Source organism: Enterococcus gallinarum NBRC 100675 (assembly GCF_001544275.1).
Taxonomy (GTDB): Bacteria; Bacillota; Bacilli; order Lactobacillales; family Enterococcaceae; genus Enterococcus_D; species Enterococcus_D gallinarum.
Genome location: NZ_BCQE01000003.1, coordinates 16,535 through 36,286 on the forward strand (window position 1 = coordinate 16,535; position 19,752 = coordinate 36,286).

The 19,752-nt window shown below is 41.9% G+C and carries 19 protein-coding genes; 5 read left to right on the forward strand and 14 right to left on the reverse strand.

Features of this window, described 5'->3' with window-relative positions; genetic code table 11:
* Positions 1-113 precede the first annotated feature (113 nt).
* From EG2_RS01510 to EG2_RS01520, 3 genes are read left to right on the forward strand one after another with little or no spacing between them, the layout of a single operon-like run.
* Positions 114-1,079 carry an ABC transporter substrate-binding protein gene (locus EG2_RS01510; RefSeq protein WP_172461437.1) on the forward strand — a complete coding sequence of 322 codons (966 nt, stop codon included), beginning with the start codon at positions 114-116 and terminating at the stop codon, positions 1,077-1,079.
* Between the two features lie 10 nt (positions 1,080-1,089).
* Positions 1,090-2,517 carry a sensor histidine kinase gene (locus EG2_RS01515; protein WP_060813208.1) on the forward strand — a complete coding sequence of 476 codons (1,428 nt, stop codon included), beginning with the start codon at positions 1,090-1,092 and terminating at the stop codon, positions 2,515-2,517.
* The gene (locus EG2_RS01520) at positions 2,517-4,070 is read left to right on the forward strand and encodes a response regulator (protein ID WP_060813209.1); all 1,554 of its coding nucleotides are present in this window, start codon (positions 2,517-2,519) and stop codon (positions 4,068-4,070) included. Before EG2_RS01515 ends, EG2_RS01520 begins: the two co-directional genes overlap by 1 nt.
* A 130-nt stretch (positions 4,071-4,200) precedes the next feature.
* On the opposite strand, the gene EG2_RS01525 is transcribed toward EG2_RS01520, so the two are convergent.
* Together EG2_RS01525 and EG2_RS01530 are read right to left on the reverse strand one after the other, a co-directional pair.
* Positions 4,201-6,273 (reverse strand): DNA topoisomerase III, encoded by a 2,073-nt coding sequence (locus EG2_RS01525; RefSeq protein WP_060813210.1) that lies wholly within the window; start codon positions 6,271-6,273, stop codon positions 4,201-4,203.
* Positions 6,206-6,583, reverse strand: coding sequence for a DUF1033 family protein (locus tag EG2_RS01530; protein ID WP_003128166.1), 378 nt, complete (start codon positions 6,581-6,583; stop codon positions 6,206-6,208). Before EG2_RS01530 ends, EG2_RS01525 begins: the two co-directional genes overlap by 68 nt.
* Before the next feature lie 312 nt (positions 6,584-6,895).
* Between EG2_RS01530 and EG2_RS01535 the strand changes: the two genes are divergently transcribed.
* Positions 6,896-7,771 (forward strand): AAA family ATPase, encoded by an 876-nt coding sequence (locus tag EG2_RS01535; RefSeq protein ID WP_082709498.1) that lies wholly within the window; start codon positions 6,896-6,898, stop codon positions 7,769-7,771.
* Positions 7,772-7,886: 115 nt separating this feature from the next.
* Here EG2_RS01535 and mnmA read toward each other — a convergent pair whose 3' ends face one another.
* The gene (mnmA, locus tag EG2_RS01540) at positions 7,887-9,005 is read right to left on the reverse strand and encodes a tRNA 2-thiouridine(34) synthase MnmA (protein WP_060813212.1); all 1,119 of its coding nucleotides are present in this window, start codon (positions 9,003-9,005) and stop codon (positions 7,887-7,889) included.
* 344 nt (positions 9,006-9,349) lie between these two features.
* On the opposite strand from mnmA, the gene EG2_RS01545 reads away from it, so the two are divergent.
* Complete coding sequence (locus tag EG2_RS01545) at positions 9,350-10,072, forward strand: C39 family peptidase (RefSeq protein ID WP_060813213.1); 723 nt, start codon at positions 9,350-9,352, stop codon at positions 10,070-10,072.
* A 97-nt stretch (positions 10,073-10,169) separates the two neighbouring features.
* On the opposite strand, the gene EG2_RS01550 is transcribed toward EG2_RS01545, so the two are convergent.
* From EG2_RS01550 to argJ, 11 genes are all read right to left on the reverse strand, one after another.
* Positions 10,170-10,694, reverse strand: a complete 525-nt coding sequence (locus EG2_RS01550; RefSeq protein ID WP_003128162.1) for an Asp23/Gls24 family envelope stress response protein — start codon at positions 10,692-10,694, stop codon at positions 10,170-10,172.
* Positions 10,695-10,748: 54 nt separating this feature from the next.
* The gene (locus EG2_RS01555) at positions 10,749-10,943 is read right to left on the reverse strand and encodes a DUF2273 domain-containing protein (protein ID WP_029486300.1); all 195 of its coding nucleotides are present in this window, start codon (positions 10,941-10,943) and stop codon (positions 10,749-10,751) included.
* Between the two features lie 11 nt (positions 10,944-10,954).
* Entirely contained in the window at positions 10,955-11,518 is a 564-nt protein-coding gene (gene amaP / locus EG2_RS01560; RefSeq protein WP_003128159.1) for an alkaline shock response membrane anchor protein AmaP, read from the reverse strand.
* 204 nt (positions 11,519-11,722) lie between these two features.
* Complete coding sequence (locus tag EG2_RS01565; RefSeq protein ID WP_021150561.1) at positions 11,723-12,328, reverse strand: metallophosphoesterase; 606 nt, start codon at positions 12,326-12,328, stop codon at positions 11,723-11,725.
* 359 nt (positions 12,329-12,687) lie between these two features.
* Positions 12,688-13,029, reverse strand: a complete 342-nt coding sequence (locus EG2_RS01570) for a DUF1831 domain-containing protein (RefSeq protein WP_003128156.1) — start codon at positions 13,027-13,029, stop codon at positions 12,688-12,690.
* Positions 13,030-13,248: 219 nt separating this feature from the next.
* Positions 13,249-14,388: a cysteine desulfurase family protein gene (locus EG2_RS01575; RefSeq protein WP_060813214.1), complete on the reverse strand. Its 1,140-nt coding sequence runs from the start codon at positions 14,386-14,388 to the stop codon at positions 13,249-13,251.
* Positions 14,389-14,562: 174 nt separating this feature from the next.
* Positions 14,563-15,516, reverse strand: a complete 954-nt coding sequence (gene manA / locus EG2_RS01580; protein WP_003128154.1) for a mannose-6-phosphate isomerase, class I — start codon at positions 15,514-15,516, stop codon at positions 14,563-14,565.
* Positions 15,517-15,564: 48 nt separating this feature from the next.
* Entirely contained in the window at positions 15,565-16,569 is a 1,005-nt protein-coding gene (locus tag EG2_RS01585) for a serine hydrolase domain-containing protein (protein WP_060813215.1), read from the reverse strand.
* A 122-nt stretch (positions 16,570-16,691) separates the two neighbouring features.
* A complete protein-coding gene (locus EG2_RS01590) occupies positions 16,692-17,510 on the reverse strand; it encodes a VOC family protein (RefSeq protein WP_060813216.1) in 819 nt (272 codons plus the stop codon).
* A gap of 189 nt (positions 17,511-17,699) precedes the next feature.
* Complete coding sequence (argB, locus tag EG2_RS01595; protein ID WP_060813217.1) at positions 17,700-18,458, reverse strand: acetylglutamate kinase; 759 nt, start codon at positions 18,456-18,458, stop codon at positions 17,700-17,702.
* Positions 18,459-18,552: 94 nt separating this feature from the next.
* Positions 18,553-19,743, reverse strand: coding sequence for a bifunctional glutamate N-acetyltransferase/amino-acid acetyltransferase ArgJ (gene argJ / locus EG2_RS01600; protein WP_060813218.1), 1,191 nt, complete (start codon positions 19,741-19,743; stop codon positions 18,553-18,555).
* Positions 19,744-19,752: the final 9 nt, after the last annotated feature.

Here is a 19,752-nt window from a genome sequence, read left to right on the forward strand (position 1 = left end):
TTTTTTCGGAATCTTGAAATTAAGAAAAGCGCTTACCTTTTTTTGGTAAAATAGAGGTCGGGGGTGAAATTATGGATAAAAAATGGTTACACATCTTCCTTTCGATCCTGCTTATGACCAGTCTTAGCGCCTGCCAACGACCAGCTGAGGGGACCAATGAATCTGCTAAAGAGAGCATTGTAATTGGCTTTTCGCAATCTGGTACAGAAAGCAGTTGGCGCAAACGTCATACTGAATCGATTCGGACAGAGTTAGAGAAAGAAGGGTATGAAGTACTTTATCGAAATGGCTATATGAATCAAGAAAGACAGATCCAAGATATCCGCAGTTTTATCGTTTACCAAGTAGATGCAATCGTCTTTACCCCATTACAAGAAGATGGTTGGGAACCAATACTCGAAGAGGCGGCCAAAGCAGGCATCCCTGTTTTTATCGTTGATCGTCATGTAGATCTGGCAGATCCTTCCTTATTTTTGACACATATCGGTCCTAGTTTCAAAGCGGAAGGCAATCGAGCTGGCCTTTATGTCAGCAATTATTTCAAGCATCATGAAAATGAAACGATCAACGTGCTGGAATTGACCGGACTCAGCGATACATCCCCTACGCAACTACGTTCAGATGGCTTTCGAGAAACCATCAAACGAGATTATGCGAAAAACAATGTAACTATTCAAGTAACTGATGCCTTGAATGGCGACTTCATTCGTAGAAAAGGCAAAGAAGTGATCGAACAATATATTGCAGAAGGAAAAATGGATGACATCGATGTTTTATTCAGTCATAACGATGAAATGACTATCGGGGCATTAGAAGCCTTGAAACAAACAGATATCGTCCCTGGAAAAGACATTGTTATCGTTACGATTGATGCTCAAAAAGAAATGATCGACAATTTGAAAAACGGCATCGTTAATTGCGTTGTTGAATGTAATCCCGATGCTGGTATCTTCGTTAAAAATGCTATTTCCCGTTATTTAAGTCGGGGCAGAAGTGCAGTTCCAAAAGAAATCTATGTTCACGAGACAGTTTTTTCAAGTGATATGGATTTTGACCAGATTCCTCCCCGAAATTATTAAGGAGCCATTCATGAAAAAGACAAGTATAAAGGGCATCTTCCAACAAACCAATAAATTGATGATCTTAGTCGCTTTTCTCCCTTTATTAATTAGTAGTATCTTTTATTCCCGCCAAATTTTTATTTATCAAAATACGATCAACAATATTGAAGAAGCCAATCAGCTCTCGGGTAAAGTGGATGCAATTGTTTTAGAAGAAATGTGGGATCTTGTCTTTGGCCAAAAGAGCGTGGCGGATGTTCAAGACAACAACGTCATTGAAGAATTGCGCGCAGATCTTGACCATATCCAAACAAATACGAATACAGCCAAAGAAAAAAACACGTTGGCTGTTGCCTTACGTACACTGGATTCATTAGAAACCTACCAAAACAAGCTCATCGAAAATATTGCTAACGATGAACCACTAGAAAAAAATCAATATGTGATGGTCCAAGTGGATTCTGTGATTGAATTATTATCAGAAATCCTGCAGGAATTTGTTCGTGTAGAGATTAGTTTGGCAAGTCAAACCAATCAAGATTTGATTCAATCTGTCTTGTTATTGATCGCTTTTCAATTGCTTTTGATTCTTTTGATCATTTACTTTATTTCTAAAAATCGCCGCTTTGTTCGCGAAAATCTCCAAAATCCATTGGATCGTCTAGTCGAATTATCTGATGAACTTGCCCAAGGGCATCTCGGCTTTCGAGCAGTCCTGCCTGATACACCGGAATTGCGCACATTGACGAGCAGTTTGAATAAAATGGCGGATGATTTAACCCGTTTATTAGAAGAGAATGCTCTGAAACAATACCATTTGGCTCAAAGTGAAGTTCGTGTGTTGCAAGCTCAGATCACGCCTCACTTTATTTACAATAGTTTGGATGCGATCGTCTCTTTGATCGAAGTAGAACGATATGAACAAGCAACTGAAATGACGTACGCCCTCTCCGATTTTTTTCGGATTTCACTAAGCAAAGGGCACGATTGGATCCCTCTTTCAAAAGAGTTGCGCCATGTTGCTGACTATTTAACGATCCTGAAGATTCGTTATGGGGAGATGCTGACCTATGAAATCAACCAGCAGACCACTTCCCAAGACCTACTAGTTTTAAAGATGATCCTACAGCCTTTAGTTGAAAATGCCGTCTATCATGGCACCAAGTTTGTACGCCGAGTAGGAAAAATCACCATCACGATTCAGGAATATGAACAGACAATCCAGATGTCTGTCCGTGATAACGGTATTGGCATTTCCCACGAACGATTAATGGCCATCCAACACAATCTGAAAGAAAATACAGATCCCGATCCAGAAAATGGGTATGGTCTTTATAATGTTTATCGTCGTCTATTACTAAATTACGGTAGTGACGTACAATTTGAGATCGCGAGTATTGAATCACAAGGAACTACGATTTCGATCATCGTTCCTAAAAAAGGAGGAGCCCACTAATGTACAAAGTCTTCATTGTTGAAGATGAACACCTGATCCGTGATAACTTGCGGCATCAGATTATTTCCCTAGCTGAAAAATACCCCATTATTTATAGTAATGAAGCGGCAGATGGCGAGTTGGCACTTGCATCGATTCTTGACATTCGTCCAGATATCATTTTGACGGACATCAAAATGCCTTTTATGGATGGACTGACCTTTGCCAAAGAGGCCAAAAAATTATTGCCGCGTGTTCGAATTATTTTTATTAGCGGCTTCGATGATTTTGATTACGCAAAAACAGCTCTACAATTGCAAGCTGATGACTATTTGTTGAAACCGATCAAAAATGAGGACCTTGAACAGACATTGATTAAAGTCATTGCTGCATTGGACCAACAGTCCCAAGAACAACACTATCTCTCACAAGATGATGAACTCCTGCGAATGGAGGTTAGAAAGAATCTCTTTCTGAATACTCTTTTCGCAAGTAAAATCACAATTTCAGAAGCTTTCCAGCAAGCGACCGAGCTAAAGCGTTCCTTTTCTGGTAAACAATTTTGTGTCTTGTTGGCCAAGACACCATACAATCAGAATTTTTCGGATTATACCCGCTTCAGTAAGCAGTTGACTTCTACTTATGGTTCCGATGAAACAGTCTTATTCTCCAGCATTTCCAGTCGCTTCATCAAATTTCTGCTTTTTGATTTCAACAAAGATGCTGTACTCGAAAAAGCCTACCAAATGGCGCAAGCGCTAACCCATGACTCGAGTGAGGAAGTGGCAGTTGCCATCGGACCTGTAGTTGAGCGGTTTTCGGACATTCCAACTTCCTATCACAAAGCCAACGGGATGTTGAAAACTTATGGCGGCATCCGCAAGGAAAAGATCATTAGCTATGAGGATGATATGAAAGAAGGAGAATTATCTCCTACGAATCCTTTCAAAATCGACCTTGCCGAACGGATCTCCCAGACTGAGCCAGAGGCGATCAATGACTTAGTCAATGAGATCATGTCCGCTCAAGGAACTGCAGAAAGAACCCAAATGTATCGTTTTTTTGTTCTGGTGGAATTGATTGCACTGGTAAAAAAGCGTGAAGGCAAAGAGCAAAAGGACTTGCTAGCTCAAACTGCGGATTTAGACTATTTATCCCAACTGACCAGTGAGCCACACAACTACCAAGACAAAGTGACTGCACTGCTTACATACTTAGTCAAGCAGCAAATCAATCCGGCAATGGCAAAGTATCAAAGTGTGATCAGTCAGGCAAAACAGTTTATTGACAAAAATTTTTCTGATCCAAATATTTCGTTGAATGTCGTTGCAGAAAAAGTCAACTTGAGCCCCGCCCATTTCAGTACGATTTTTTCGCAAGCAACCGATGCCACATTCATTGAATACCTCACAGAACAGCGGCTTTCTTTGGCAAAAAAATTACTGATCACAACAAATTTGCGCCTTTCCGAGATCGCCTTTGATATTGGCTACAATGATCCCAATTACTTCTCTTTCCTATTCAAGAAAAAAGAACAGATTTCACCCAAAGAGTATCGTCAGATCCACCATTGACAGAAGTTCAAAAAAACCAGCCCAACCTTATAAATAAGGTTGGGCTGGTTTTTTAGACTAGCAAATAATGCAAGAAGCAAAATCGTTGAACGAACAAAACCAATACTGGCGTCTTGCCTTCAGCCGTTCGTCATTCTTTTCCCTCCATCGCCGCTTTTAATGCTGCAGCCAATGGACTTTCTTGCGGTTCTTCCTGATTGATCTTTTGCATCAACCGGCGTTCTTCCTGTTTGGTCAATTTTTTATTACGCTCTTTCTTATCCGCCATTTTCTCGGTGATCCCATCGAACTTGCAACGGAAGAAAGCACCATTCTTTCCTTCAATGATCTCCATCTTTCGATGACATTGTGGACAGCGATGGTTAGACACTTTAGGATCTTTACGGCGACGATACTTACAGGTTTGACTTGAACAAACATAGATCTTGCCATCTCGGGTACTTTTTTCCCTTAATGGTTCCCCGCATTCAGGACATCGTTTTTGCGTTAAGGAAAAGTCTTGGTATTTACTTTCGCTTTGCTTGATTTCTTTGACCAATTGCTTGGTATCTTTTTCAATTTGAGCCAGGAATTTTTGTTCCGAGTATTTTCCTTTAGCGATCAGTTCTAATTCCTTTTCCCATTTCTCCGTCAATTCTGGAGTGACTAAAGATGGGTTGACTAGCACCAACAGCTGCTTGCCTTTTGGCGAAACTTGTAAACCGCTAGGTGTTCGCTCCATCAACTCTGACTTGATCAACTTCTCAATGATCTCAGCTCTCGTCGCAGGCGTTCCTAAGCTATGTTTTTCCATTTTGCCTAAGAGCGTACCTTCATTCAATGGTTTCGGCGGCGTCGTTAGTTCCTTTTGGATACTGAATGCTGGTTTGACACTCATTTGTTCCTGCCAAGAAACAGTGGTTGCTTCTTCTTTTGACTTTTTCCAGCCTGCCTCGATCACAGTGTTGTGGGTAAAGACAAACACTTCATTACCAAATTTGACTGTAACTTTTTGCTGCTGCTTCTTATGCGGTTTGGCAAAAAGCATCAAAAAACGTTCAACGATCATTTGATAGATTCGCTGTTCGTCATTACTCAATTTTTCATAACGTGCCCGTTGCTCTGTAGGCAACAAGGCATGGTGATCCGTAACTTTCTTATCATTGAACACAGCTTGCTGCTGAACTTGACCGCCATTTTTCAAATAGCTTTTGACTTCAGGAGCAAAATCGGCCACTGCTTGCAACCGTTCTTTCATCGTTGCTTTCATGTCACTGGTTAAGTATTTTGAATCAGTCCGCGGATACGTGACGATTTTATGGGTTTCATACAAACTTTGGACCAATGACAACGTTTTTTTGGCAGAAAAGTCATAGCGTTGATTGGCTTCTCGCTGAATCTCCGTCAAATCATAGGGTAAAGGAGCCGCTTCGGTTTTGATCTTCTCTTCAATAGACGCAACACGGCCATTTTGCTGACTCATCTTTTGAACCAGTGCTTCGGCTTCGCTACGGTCTTTCAATTGATAAGGATTGCTTTGTTGCCGCTTTGCTTTACTGTCGCCCACTTCTAAGTTGATGACATAATAGGTTTGGGGGCGGAAGCCTTCAATCTGTTTCTCTTGTGCGCGAACCAAAGCAAGCGTTGGTGTTTGAACTCGGCCAGCGCTTAAATTATCCTGATATTTCACTGTTAAGGCACGGGTCACATTCAAGCCGACTAGCCAGTCTGCTTTTGCCCGAGCAATGGCAGAATGATACAAGTTATCATACTGCTTCGCCGGCTGCAACTTTGAGAACCCTTCTTTGATAGCCTTAGGGGTCTGAGAGGAAATCCATAGCCGCTTGACAGGTTTGTCACAGCGGACCCACTCTAAGATCCATCGGGCCACCAACTCGCCTTCTCGTCCTGCATCGGTAGCGATCACGACTTCCGACACATCTTTGCGATGTGCCAGTTGTTTGATTGCTTTCAACTGATGCCCCGTCTTAGGCAATGGTTTGATCCCGATCGTTTTGGGAACCATCGGTAATGTTTCCATCTGCCACGAGGCCCATTCTTTGTTTAAATCTTCGGGCATTTTTAGACCTAATAAATGACCAAGGGCCCAAGTAACGATTACCTTGGGTCCTTCGTAATAATTTTTATTTTTTTGATTACAACCCAATACTTTGCTGAGGTCTTTGGCAACGCTTGGCTTTTCCGCTAGAATTAGTTGTTTCATAAAAATCTTTCCTGCTTTCATCGACGACTTGTTGGTATTCTTTAAGTAGTGCCAACCCAATATATTGTTGGAGATAATCGTCGCATTCTTCACACCAGCGTTCTTCGTCTTCATTCCAAAAAGCCGTCATAAAGTTGGTTTTTGCATTTATGTACGAATACTCTTTCCGAATCTCGTGCCATTTTTCTTCGTAAAATGACTGTGCTTCCGCAAAAGATGCAAATGTGAACGCCTCTTGAATATCTGCCTGCCATCCTTCAAAAAACCACCATGGCTCGTTATCACCATACATGACTATTACTTGATACATCCCATCGCTCCTCTCAAGATTCCTTTCCCATATTAGTCACTTTTACCAAAAGTTGCAAGGAATAAGTCTCAACAATTAAGCACCCTTTAAAAAATTCAAAAAATCATCGTTTTTTTATGTTTTTATACTGTCTCTTAAGATGACATCAAAATGATGTTACCCTTAGTCTAGCATAGAACACAGGGAATGTGAATATAACAAGAAAAGATAACAACTCTACATAGGTGAAATTATTTTACTTGGAAAATTTTTTTTATGGCAAGAACAATTATGTTACACTAAACAAAAAATCTGTTAGGAGTTGGCGCGTTGATGTACCTTAATCAAATTACTTTTCCTGATCATGAATCCGAAGGGTCATTTTTTGCGGGGATTATGCGAACTGTCTATGATTCCTATTACCCCTATCAAGTCTTGTCAAAGAACGCCTTTTCTCAAATCGATTTTGAACCAATCACTATCCTTTACGGAGGCAACGGTTCAGGAAAAACCACCGCACTGAACGTCCTTGCTGAGAAGATCGGCGCGCAACGGTCCGCCGCTTATAATCGTTCCAACTTCTTTGAAGATTACCTTGATCAATGCCATTGCATAGTTACCAACGAACCTAAAATCAAGCAAATTTTGACCAGCGATGACGTATTCGACTATATGCTCGACATTCGCAATTTGAATCAAGGCATTGATCGCCGCCGAGAAGAAGTCTTCGACGAATATTTTGAAGCCAAATATGCAAATTTTCGTTTTAAAGGCTTTGAAGACTATGAGAGATTAAAAAAAATCAACCTCGCACGTTCCAATACACAATCGAAATTCACACGTAAAAATCTGATGGATAATGTCCGTGAATTCTCAAACGGAGAAAACGCGGCAAGCTTTTTCCAAGAAAAAATCGTGCCTAATGGACTGTATCTTTTAGACGAACCAGAAAATTCACTGTCGGCCCAACGACAAATTGAGTTAGTCGCATTTATCGAAGACATGACCCGCTACGAACATTGTCAATTTGTCATCGCTACCCACAGCCCTTTTGTCCTCTCCATCAAAGAAGCAAAGATCTACGATTTGGATCAAAAGCCGGTGGATGTGCGTCGCTGGACACAGTTGGAAAATGTTCAGACCTACTACCGCTTTTTCCAAATGCATCAAGAAGCTTTTGAAGATGAAAAAAGACGTACCGATCAATAAGAATCTCCTAGAATCAAACAGAAAACGATCCGAAAGATCATGCCTGCAAATCCACACAGGCATCACTGATCATTCGGATCGTTTCAATTATCACTGCTGCAATCGTTCGAATCGTTTAGACATATTGCAATTCTTTTGCTTCTTGGTAAGCGGCATCGATCAAGCCACCGCCAAGACATTCCATGCCATCATAAAAGACCACTGCTTGTCCTGGGGTGATTGCCCGAACGGGTTCATCGAAGATCACTTCGGCACGGTCATTATCTAGCAAGCGGACAGAGACGCCGACATCTTGTTGACGGTAACGGAACTTGGCTGTGCACTTGAATTCTCTTGGACGATCTATGTCTGTCGTAAAGTGGATTTGACTTGCTTCCAAGCGATCTGCATACAATGCTGGATGGTGGAATCCTTGTCCCACATACAATGTGTTTGTTGCTAAATCTTTGCCGACAACAAACCACGGTTCTTGTGAAGTGCCGCCGCCACCGATTCCTAATCCTTGACGTTGGCCGATGGTATAGTACATCAGACCATCATGTTGTCCTTTGACTTCACCATCTAATGTGACCATGTTGCCTTTTTTTGCTGGCAAGTAATTGCTTAGAAATTGTTTGAAATTCTTTTCACCGATAAAGCAAACACCTGTAGAATCTTTTTTCTTAGCTGTTGCTAAACCAGCTCGTTCAGCAATGGCCCGTACTTCAGATTTTTCCATGCCGCCTAAAGGGAACATGGTTTTACTCAATTGTGCTTGCGACAGTTGGCTCAAGAAATACGTTTGGTCTTTGTTGCTATCCACTCCGCGCAGCATATGGGTGACCCCATTTTCATCCGTTTCGACTTGAGCATAGTGTCCAGTTGCCACATAATCAGCACCAAGATCCATGGCATAATCTAAAAAGGCCTTGAATTTGATTTCTTTGTTACACATAACATCTGGGTTTGGTGTACGTCCAGCTCGATATTCAGCTAAGAAATATTCGAAAACGCGGTCCCAATATTCTTTTTCGAAATTGACTGAATAATAGGGAATGCCGATTTGAGCTGCTACTTTAGCCACATCTTTGTAATCTTCCGTTGCAGTACATACACCATTTTCATCGGTATCGTCCCAATTTTTCATAAAGATCCCGACAACATCATACCCTTGTTCTTTCAGCAAAAGTGCTGTTACCGACGAGTCCACCCCGCCACTCATTCCAACCACCACACGGGTGTTTTCGTTAGACATGATTTTTCACCATCATTTCAATTATAGATTCTGAAATCATCTACGATTTGAAGGTCGCAACTTTTCAGTAATTTGCATTATACAACAGATTGGCAAAAAATTCACGGAGAGTTTCATCGGTTTAGCTTTTCCTGTAAAAAAATTAGATACTTCTTTAAATTCAAAAAAACCTTTCCCACATAAATAGTTCCTCCGACAGCTGCTGCTTAAGCCTAATGCTAGCCTGCTTTCAAGCAAAAAGAAACTATCATAAAATCGTATGAATTTCTTCATAAAATACAGAAATGTCTGTTGCAAGGATCAGCTATACTCCTCTTAGATAATGACAAAAGGGGTAACAGAACATGAACAATCACGCAACGACTGACCGCAGAAATAGAAAAAAGCCAAAAAATTCCGTCAAAAAAAGTATTCTTGTCTTACTGATCATTGTCGCCGGTTCTTTCCTTTTACGACAATTAGTCTTTGAAAGAGTAAAGCATTCCGACTCACAAGATATCGTATTATTGCCAAAGAAATTCTCAGAGCAAGCCAATCAAGTGCTGCAAGAAGTGCTGCCGAAGTCCCAACAAGTCCCTTTGATTTTGCAAAGAGACGAACGTTGGGGGATGAAACGTTACGGCTCTGGGGAACAGCAAAATACCTTTGCCGATAATGGTTGTGCCATCGCATCTTTAGCAATGATTGATTCTTTTTGGCGAAATCAGGCATCAGAACCAGACAATATTCTCAACTGGGCAGGCAACCAATTTTATCTTGCTGATCAAGGAACTAGCTGGCAAATCTTTCCTCAGTTTGCCGAACATTTTGGCTATCAATTCTTAGATCTGGGAAATTCTTTCGAGGAAGCTTACAAGATGATCCAGCAAGGCTTTCCCGTCATTGTCTCCGTACAGCCGGGAACATTTACTACCACAGGCCATTTGATGGTATTGGCTTTGAATAGAGAAGGGGGGATTCAAGTGCTTGATCCAAATGATTCACCAGATAAAAACCACTACAAAAAAACTTTCTCTAATGAACTGCTTGCTGCTGAAGGATTGAATTATTGGTGCTTTTGGCTTTGATTTTCAAAAGCAACTTACAGACTTGCACTATTGACTGAGAACCATCCAAAAAAAACAGACTAGCCGATTAGCTAGCCTGTTTTTATATTTGCCGTAATTATTGAACTCGTGGTTCGTTGTTTTCTTGGATACGGCTGGCAGTTTTGTTGAATGCGCCTTTGGCTTTACGTGTTTGTTTTGAAGCAAATTCTCCAGTTGTTTCTGCAGCACTGCTAACTTTGTCTTGAACAGTTTCTGAATCTTTTTCGAATTGTTCACGAGTTTTAACATCTGCTACATTAACGTTCACTTCGATAACTTCCAAGTTTGTCATTTTGTTGACTTGTGTTGAAACGACTTCTTTGATTTGGTCGTAAATGGCAGTCATGTCGCTACCGTATTCTGCTACGATATCTAAATCTACGGCTACTTGTTTTTTACCAACTTCAACGTTGATACCGGAAGTAACATCATCCGTATTCACTAATTTTCCTGCGATATTTGAGAAGAACCCACCATCAACCGTTAATAGTCCATCTACGGATTCTAGCGCAATCCCGACAATCTTTTGAATTACTTTATCTTCGTAAGTCAATTCTCCTTTAACACCTGCAGTAGTTGTTGGTTTTACTTGATTTTCCATTGTACATTCCTCCTATATCTTCATAAAAATTATAATAATAAATGTTACCGATCACTAACGCCGCGGCTTTTGAAATTGATCAAAGAAACCGATCTCTTTGAGGTAGAAGCCAAGGTAACCTCCTAGTGCTGTAAAAATCAGTAGTAGCAATGTTTTCAAAAAGCCGACTGTCAGAAAGAGAATTGCTAGTATCAGTCCTAATGCAGCAAAGATAACCGGGATCTTATTTTGTTCGAACCATTTGTTCATCATTTCTCCTCCTAAACGACACGGGGTTGTGTGTGATGTTCTCTTGTTTCTTCAGCGTCTTTCAAGACAACTTCTGTTTGTATATCATGAGTGACACCGAATAGCGTTTGAAGCTTACTGCTGATCTCACCAACCAATGCTTCTTGTTGTTGCGGGATGGCTGCGGTCTGTTTCATTTCTCCATCGATCATGACTCGGACTTTATTCTTGATAATCTTGACCTTCACTGATGGCGAATGGATAAAATCAGCTTGTTGGACATTCTTTAAAACAAAATGTTCCAAGGCTTTCTTTTGAATCACCAATTCCCCGGATTTTTGCTGGATAACCAAACGATCCGAACGCTTTGGAAAGAACAAGACAACGAAAATACCAATGATCGTCAGCAGTGCAAAGCCGACACATGTCCAAAACAAAAACATGCTCATGGAAGCTCCGACCCACGGATACTCACGCAGTGGAATCAAGTAGAATGGTAAATCTACCGCTTGCTGATTCTCGATCATGCCAAAGAAAAAGACGAGCAACAATAACAGTAACCCAATGATCATGATCACTTTAGAAATCTTACGCATAGGCAACCTCCTTTACTACTTTCTATTTAAAGCATACACATTTCTTAAATATCCTTCAAATGATAAACCTTGAAACCGATTATTTTTTCATTCTATGACCAATGATCAGCTTACTAGAAGCAGAAATTTTGTCTTGCTATTATAACTATTGTTAAAAAGATATATGACTATAATTCTTTAACCGACTGTTTTCCTTGTTATTTCTCAATGAAACGTTTGGTGTATTTCTGCTTGTTTGGCTTGAAAGATCCTTTCTAATTGGTTTTCGGAAATTGGTCGTCCAAACGGCCAAGGTTGAGGAAGGAATGCTAATTCCGGCGCATCGACACCGACATTGATATTCTCAGCGATAGGCAAACTATGATGATGGATATGCCCATGAAGGTTACGGCTATTCTTTGTCATTCCCAATAGCATCGGATAATGACTCAAATAATACTGGTGATGATCAAATTTTAACAACAGACCGACATCCGCAAAAGAAAACTTCGGCTCTCCGGAAATTCCGGGATCGTGCTTTGCTAGATAACGAAAGAGTGCGCGCGTATCATGGTTGCCTTTGATAAAAGCGATCTTTCCTTGCAGCCGTACTAATAGCGCTAAAAGCTCTGCAAACCCCGCTTCATGTTCGGGATGGAGTGCAATATCTCCTAGATGGTAGACCGTATCTTGTGCTTGAACCACCTGATTCCAATTAGCGACCATGACTTCATGCATCTCTGAGACAGACGCAAACGGACGTGGGGCAAAATCATTCGAACCTAATAATTTTTCATGAAAATAATGAGTATCTGATGTAAAATAGCGCATCTTCTCTTCCTTTCTCAGGGTAAATGTTTTACATATCTGTCAGTATACGCTTAGCCTAAAAAGAAAACAGCAAACAAAAGCCATGATTGAAGTCACGATCTTTCCTTCAACTGTAACAAAAAAACAACCGAACGATTTCATTTCTGCCAAAGAGCAAGGGACAAGTCACAACAACATCCACATTGATAGTGTGGAACCGCTAGCGTAGTGGATTAGCGCTAGCCTCCACACTCGCTACTGTGGACGATCCAACATTGTCCACGGAATAATTTGTTCATGATTGTCTTCCAGATACACTTTTGAAACGAAAATCTTTTGGTTGCTTTTCCTAAATAACGGATCATTTTGTTCGCGATGGTTTACGCTTTGATGAATAATCCGCGACTAATAAACCCATCCATCAAGAAATAAAATTTTTCTTGCAGCATTTTGTGTTGCGGGTCTTTAAAGATGTTGACTGCTTTCAATCCATTGGCTGTCGTAATCGACATCTTAAACGTTTTGATGTCCTTTGCGACGGTGATTTTTAATTTAAAGCCTTCTTTACTTTGCGGAGTTGCTTCCAACCCGCGGATCAGTTGGAAATTGCCACTGTTTGTTTCAGTAAATCCATTGTCCCGCAGTGTATACTTTTTTGCTTCTGGTGCTAATTGGTAGCGGGTCTCTGCACCTAAGACAGTTGTTGTTGTTTCAAATGCCATTTGCTTTCCACCTCGTTCGACGTTTTGATTTCCGAAAAAGCTTCTCTAGAAAAAATACAAGTGCTTTTTTCTATAGAAAGTCTCTTTGCTATCCGGTATTTCTTTCTTCAGATTATCATGAATGGTTGCATGAGTGCCAGTTTTTTTTGCTTTCTGCACTCTTTTCGCTTATCTAGGAGCAGCCCCTTCGATTCCTCTAAAATCACGAAACTATGGGTACTACTTCTTCGTTCCTAAAACGGTTCGAGCAAGTAACTCTGCAAAACTATGGACCTCTTCTTCTGTGTTACCAAGACCAAAACTGATCCGCACAGATTCTCCCACAGCGGGATGCTCTTTGCCATACATTGCTTCTAAAACATGAGAAGGTTCCACGTTCCCTGCGGTACAAGCTGAACCCGTCGAGATCGCAATGCCTTTTAGATCCAATTTCATCAACAGCAGCTCACTAGTAACACCAGGAAATTGCAGATTGATGATGTGAGGCAGCTTGCTATCAGGATCTCCATTTAAACGGTAGTCAACCCTTTGCTCTTCCAAAACAGAAAAAACTTGCTTAGCAAATTGCTGATACGTCTCACTGTGCGCACGCTGTACTTCTGGAGTCAGCAAGGAAACAGCTTTTGCCATACCTACGATCCCTGCCAAATTTTCTGTACCGGCACGGCGCTTTTCTTCTTGCTCACCACCGTGTAAGAGAGTGGGTGGTGACAAGCCGTCTCGTTTGTACAAGAAACCAACGCCTTTAGGTCCATTGATCTTATGTGCTGAAATACTCAACAAATCGATGCCATACGCAGCGGGATCAATGGGCAGCTTGCCGTAAGCTTGTACGGCGTCCGTATGAAAAACAGCGGCGTGTTCTTTTAGCAGTTCGCCAATTTCTTGGATCGGCAAAATATTGCCCGTTTCATTATTGGCGAACATAATTGAAACGAGGATCGTATCTGGACGTAGTGCCGATGCTACTTGTTCTGCTAAGAGCTGTCCTTTTTTATCGACAGGTAAGTAAGTGATCTCGAACCCTTGCTTCTCCAAAAACTTCATGCTTTCGATGACTGCTGGATGTTCGATCGTCGTAGTAATGATGTGTTTTCCTACTGCTTGTTTTGCATACGCGGTGCCGAGGATCGCTGTGTTGTCGCTTTCCGTTCCGCCACTATTAAAAATGATCTCGTGGGCTTTGACACCTAACTGATCGGCGATTACTTGTCGCGCTTCTTCTAGCTTGGTATGGGCATCCCGACCGTACCTATGGATACTGGAAGGATTGCCAAAAAATGTCGTCATTGTGTCATTCATGGCTCGAATGACAGCCGGGTGCATCGGCGTCGTTGCTGCATGATCTAAATAAACCATTTGTTTCACCTATCCTTTATTAAAGCCATTATAACAAATCTAAACCAACCGTCTATCCCTAACGATTGATTTTCCGGTAGTTTAAAAGAATAGCAAAAAACAGCAAGCAGGTTTTCTTCTGCTTGCTGCGAATGATTTGGTTCTTCAATGTATTTTTTTAGAAGAAGCAATCACTTATGCGTTCTCGCCAGGTTCAGAGGCGATCACCGTCAGTTCTCCCTGTAATGTCCATTTTTTGATTGGATTAGGCAGAATACAGCTTGTTCCCATCTTCAATTCATAGGAATGACCATCGATCACAAGTTGACCATATCCGTCAATCACGGTCATCAGAGTATAGTCTGCTTGTTGTTCCAGATTCAATTTGCCACGAACTTCCCATTCATAAACATTGAAAAATTCGGTTTCCAGATACGTCACGATTGCCGAAGATCCTTGCTTGATTTCACGAATCGACAGTTCTGGTGCTTTAGCGGGCACAGTCGTCACATCAACAGATTGTTGGATATGCAGTTCTCTGGTCTTGCCTTGATCGTCTGTCCGATCATAGTCATAAACCCGATAAGTGGTATCTGAACTTTGTTGTGTTTCCAAAATCATGATGCCTTTACCGATTGCATGGATCGTTCCGCTTGGCACATAGAAAAAGTCGCCTTTTTTAACAGGAACTTTCGTTAATAGATCATCCCAACGGCCGTCTTCGATCATTGCTTTTAATTCTTCTTTGGTTTGTGCGTGGTGGCCATAAATGATCTCTGCCCCAGGTTCTGCATCAATGATGTACCAGCATTCTGTCTTGCCTAGTTCACCTTCATGTTCCATGCCGTACGCATCGTCTGGATGCACTTGCACAGATAGATCGTCTTCTGCATCCAAGATTTTGATCAGCAAAGGAAATACCGGCGCCTCCGAATGACCAAACAATTCTTGGTGATCCCGCCATAAGTCTGCTAATGTCTTCCCTTTAAATGGGCCGTTTTCAATCACGCTGACACCATGAGGATGTGCACTGATCGCCCAGTCTTCACCGATCTTATCATTTGGCAGATCAAAACCGAAAACAGAATGTAAACGGCTACCGCCCCAAATTTTTTCTTGAAAAACAGGTTTCATAAATAATGGTTCCATAGTTGATCCCCTCTCTATTGATTCGCTAATATTATAGCACGAAAAACTTCAACGAACGGATTCTTTTAAATAACTTTGTACAATTTGATCCCGATGTTTCAGATAGCTATCTCTGTGATCCTCTGGATGTACGCGATTCGAAAGAAAAATAAATGCTTTGCCATCAGAACCAATCAAAAGGAAGGTCCCTGTATACCCTGTATGATAGAGGTGTACAGGCGTACCTTTCAAGTCCCAGCCGATTGAGCGATGTCCTGTTTCAGAGGGCGTATGGTCTAGATATAGTCTTTCCAGTATATCTGCTGAAAGAAAAGATTGCGTCGCTGTCTGACCTTTCTTCAACATCATTTGTACAAATTGAGTCAAATCATCAATGGTTGAAAACAGCCCTGCGTTTCCGGCATGTTTGCCCAAAACTCGTGCTTTGGGATCATGGGTGATTCCTTTCAGAACAGTCCCATCTTCTTGGCGCTGAGTGGCTGCTACCTTGCTTGCTGCCGGCAAAGGAGTAAACCCACTGTTGGTCATTTCTAGCGGTTGCAGAACCTCCTGCTGGAAGATCTCGGTGACAGAACAGCCAAAAAGTTCCTCCAACATGAAGCCTAGAAGAATCGTGCCCGTATCCGTGTACTGGACTTGCTTGCCAAGCTGTGGTCCGCTTTGGACTCGAAGATACGCGTGACGCAGCTCTTCAGCAGACAATTGATCGCGGCGAGGAATCCAAGTCTGGATATCGGAGGTGTGGGTTAAAAGATGTCGTAACGTTACTTTCTGATCAGTAAAAGCAGGCAAATAGCGGACCAGAGGGTCATCGATTGCTAGGACTCCCTGTTCCCATAGTTTGAGAATCACCGTCGTCGTACAAACCACTTTCGTCAAAGAAGCCACATCAAATAGGTGTTCCGTCGTAAGTGATTCTATTTGGGGCTGCCGAGCCGCGTAGCCTAAACAATGAGTCTCCATTTGCTCTCCATGGATGAATCGATAAACAACTCCCGGAAAGACGCCCTCCTGTTGCTTTTCAGCGATTAGCCGAATCGTTTCTGGATACATACCAGTTCCTCCTTTCGTGCGCCTCTAAACTGTTTTGATTATACCAGTCAGGCCCTAATTGCACAAAAAAATACAGAAGAGATTTCCAGAGAAATTCTTCTGCATCTTAGTGGTGAATCGCATTATTTATTTGCAACGAACCACCATTCGATCCCGATGGTATCGTAGGTAGTCAGTAAGTTTTTCTTTTTATCAATAAAGAGTTCTTGCTTGCTGTCAGTCAAATGAGCTTCCAAAGTCAATAAGTCTTCTTTATCAATAGCGATCTTCAAAAAGTCCAATCCCAATACCTCATGTGTCGGTAAATCGATGGTTCCGCCTTGGCCTTCGATCAAACCAACTTGAAAATCATCTTCATTCAAATGTAAGAAACCATCTGCTTCTTTGGTCGTCAAACCTAACAGCTCTTCCAAAAAGTCGCGTTCTTTCGCTACATCACTGACATTCAGATGAATTTGGTTGAAGCGAGCTTTGCTTGATAACAGGACTATCTCACTTGGTGCAGCTTCGATCAATGCTTCAAGCGTTTTTGGCAAATCTGTTTCTTGAGTGCCTTCGTAAAAAACTTCGATTCGGTTTTCTTCAGGATCAGCCAAAACAACTGCGATTTGACTTTCTTCAAAAATAGATTCTTCAAAAGTCGCAGACTGTTCTTTCGCTTTTTTACAAATTGCTGCCAGTTCTTCTAAGGAAGCGACGGTCAAGCGGATCCGTTGCATTTTTTTGATTTCCCCAAAATGATCATTGGCCCGTGGACTTTCTTCTAGCCAGATGACTTCACCTTCTGCACCTTTGAAACCAAAAATGGCTAATTCGTTTTCTTCCCGTTTCAAATCAAAACCTAGAACATCACGATAAAAAGCAATCGCTTTATCCCGATCTTTTACTCGAATCGCGATTGTCCGCAACTTTGTGCTCTTCCCCAATACAAAATCTGTCATTATTTCTCCCCCTATATATGTATGCGTTTATCTATGCATTTGTCCTTATTGTACTGATAAACCGTTATACTAGCAAATGAAATCCTTTATCATTCTACCATTATCAAGCATTTTTTTTGACAAAAAAATAGATTTAACGACAAAAAAGGTCACTGAACTTCTTTTTTTTGTGGTTAAATCTACCTTTATTCATTGAAGGAAGGCTGTTTCTTTCATTCTTCTGATCTGAGTACCGTTTTTTTCTAATCGGTCGGTGATACTGACAGTTGCTACTCCGCTCATAAGCGCTTTTTTAGCACTGACTAACTTTGGCAACATCCCGCCAGTGATCACCTTCTCATTGATCAATGTTTTTATGTCAGTCAATGAGACTTGCTGCAGCCACTGGGAGTCTTTCTTGATTCCCGGTACATCTGTCAGCAGAATCAATCGTTCTGCTCTCAGACTGCTGGCAACTTTACAAGCGACTTCGTCCGCATTGATATTCAGCCACTGGCCTTCGGCTGTGATCCCAAGTGGGGCAAGGATCGGTATATGATTGCCTTTGATCAGCAGCTGAAGCAACTGCTGATTAATAGTCTTAGCCTTCCCAACATAGCCAAGTGTGGCGTGATTGATCATTTCCCCTTGGATCAACTGATCACAGCCAGCATTTAAGCCGATTGCCTGAAATCCAGCTTGCTGAAAACAAGTCGTGATCATTGGCTGGACTTGTCCCAGCAAAACCATGCGAGTGATCTCAAGAGTTTGCGCATCCGTTACCCTCAAGCCTTCTTTGATCTGAATCGGCAGTGACAATTTCTGCAGCATTTCCGAGATATAATGGCCGCCACCATGAACAATCACGATTTTCTTTCCTAGAGCTTGCCATTGTGCGACTTGTTCAAAAAAAACGGGGGTCAGATTATCTGAAGCAAGACCACCCATCTTGATGACAATGATTTCCATATGTTCTTCCTCCTGTTGGATCTTGTGGCGATTTTTTGATTCTTACAGCCAATGATTCCGATTCTATTCGTTTGATACCTCCATGAGATAGGCATTACGTATGATAGAGTGCATTGATTTTGACATAATCATACGTAAGATCACAGCCCCAAGCTTTCCCGCGACCGGCCCCTTCTTGTAAAATGACATTGATTTTTACTTCTGAGGCTGTCAAGCGTTCTTCCATCAGTGTTTCATCGTAGTCAAGGGGGGATCCTCCTGCAAAAACCGGGATCGCCGCTAATTCGATCGCCACATTGGCAGGATCGATTCTTTGTCCGCTATACCCAATTGCACAAAGGATCCGGCCCCAATTGGGGTCTTTTCCATAGATTGCTGTTTTCACGAGTGGTGAACCTACGATCGTTTTACTGATCATGCGGGCAGCTAAGTCGGTGGGAGCCCCTTTTGTTTCAGCTTCAATCAGTTTTGTCGCTCCTTCACCGTCTTTAGCGATGGCTTTGGCCAATGTCGTTAAGACTGTCTGTAGCATTTTTTGAAATTGCTTATAAGCAAATGTATTTTCTTCAATCGGCGGATTGCCCGCTTGCCCATTTGCCAGCACCAATACCATGTCATTGGTGGAGGTATCGCCATCTACTGTGATTTGATTAAAAGTGACTTCCGTGAGTTTTCGCAGCAATGACTGCAGAAGGGACGGTGCAATAGCGACATCGGTAGTGACGAATGCCAACATTGTCGCCATGTTTGGATGAATCATCCCTGAGCCTTTGGCGCAACCTGCCATGGTGACAGTGTGGCCCGCAATCTCCGTCTGAATCACTTGATTTTTTTCAACAAGGTCTGTCGTTAAAATGGCCTTCTGAAATCCGGTAGGACTGCCAGAATGACTTAATTGACGAATCCCAGCAGCAATCGTTGCCATTGGTAGTGGTCGACCAATGATTCCCGTAGATGCCACCGCCACCTCTTCTGAGGCCACTCCGGCTTGTGCTGCAGCCAAAGCGATCATTTCTCTGGCATCTGCTATTCCTTGTTCTCCAGTACAAGCATTCGCATTCCCGGAATTCACGATCACTCCCCGAAGCTTTCCTGTTTTCAACTGTTCTCTTGTTACTAGGACGGGGGCCGCTTGTACTTGATTGGTTGTGAAAACTGCGGCGGCACTTGCCGGAACTTCAGAGAACAACCAGCCAAGATCGGCTTTTCTTTTTTTCACCCCACAATGGATGCCATCTGCATAAAAACCTTTTGGTGAAGCAATTGTCCCTATGATTTCTTTCATGTTACACGC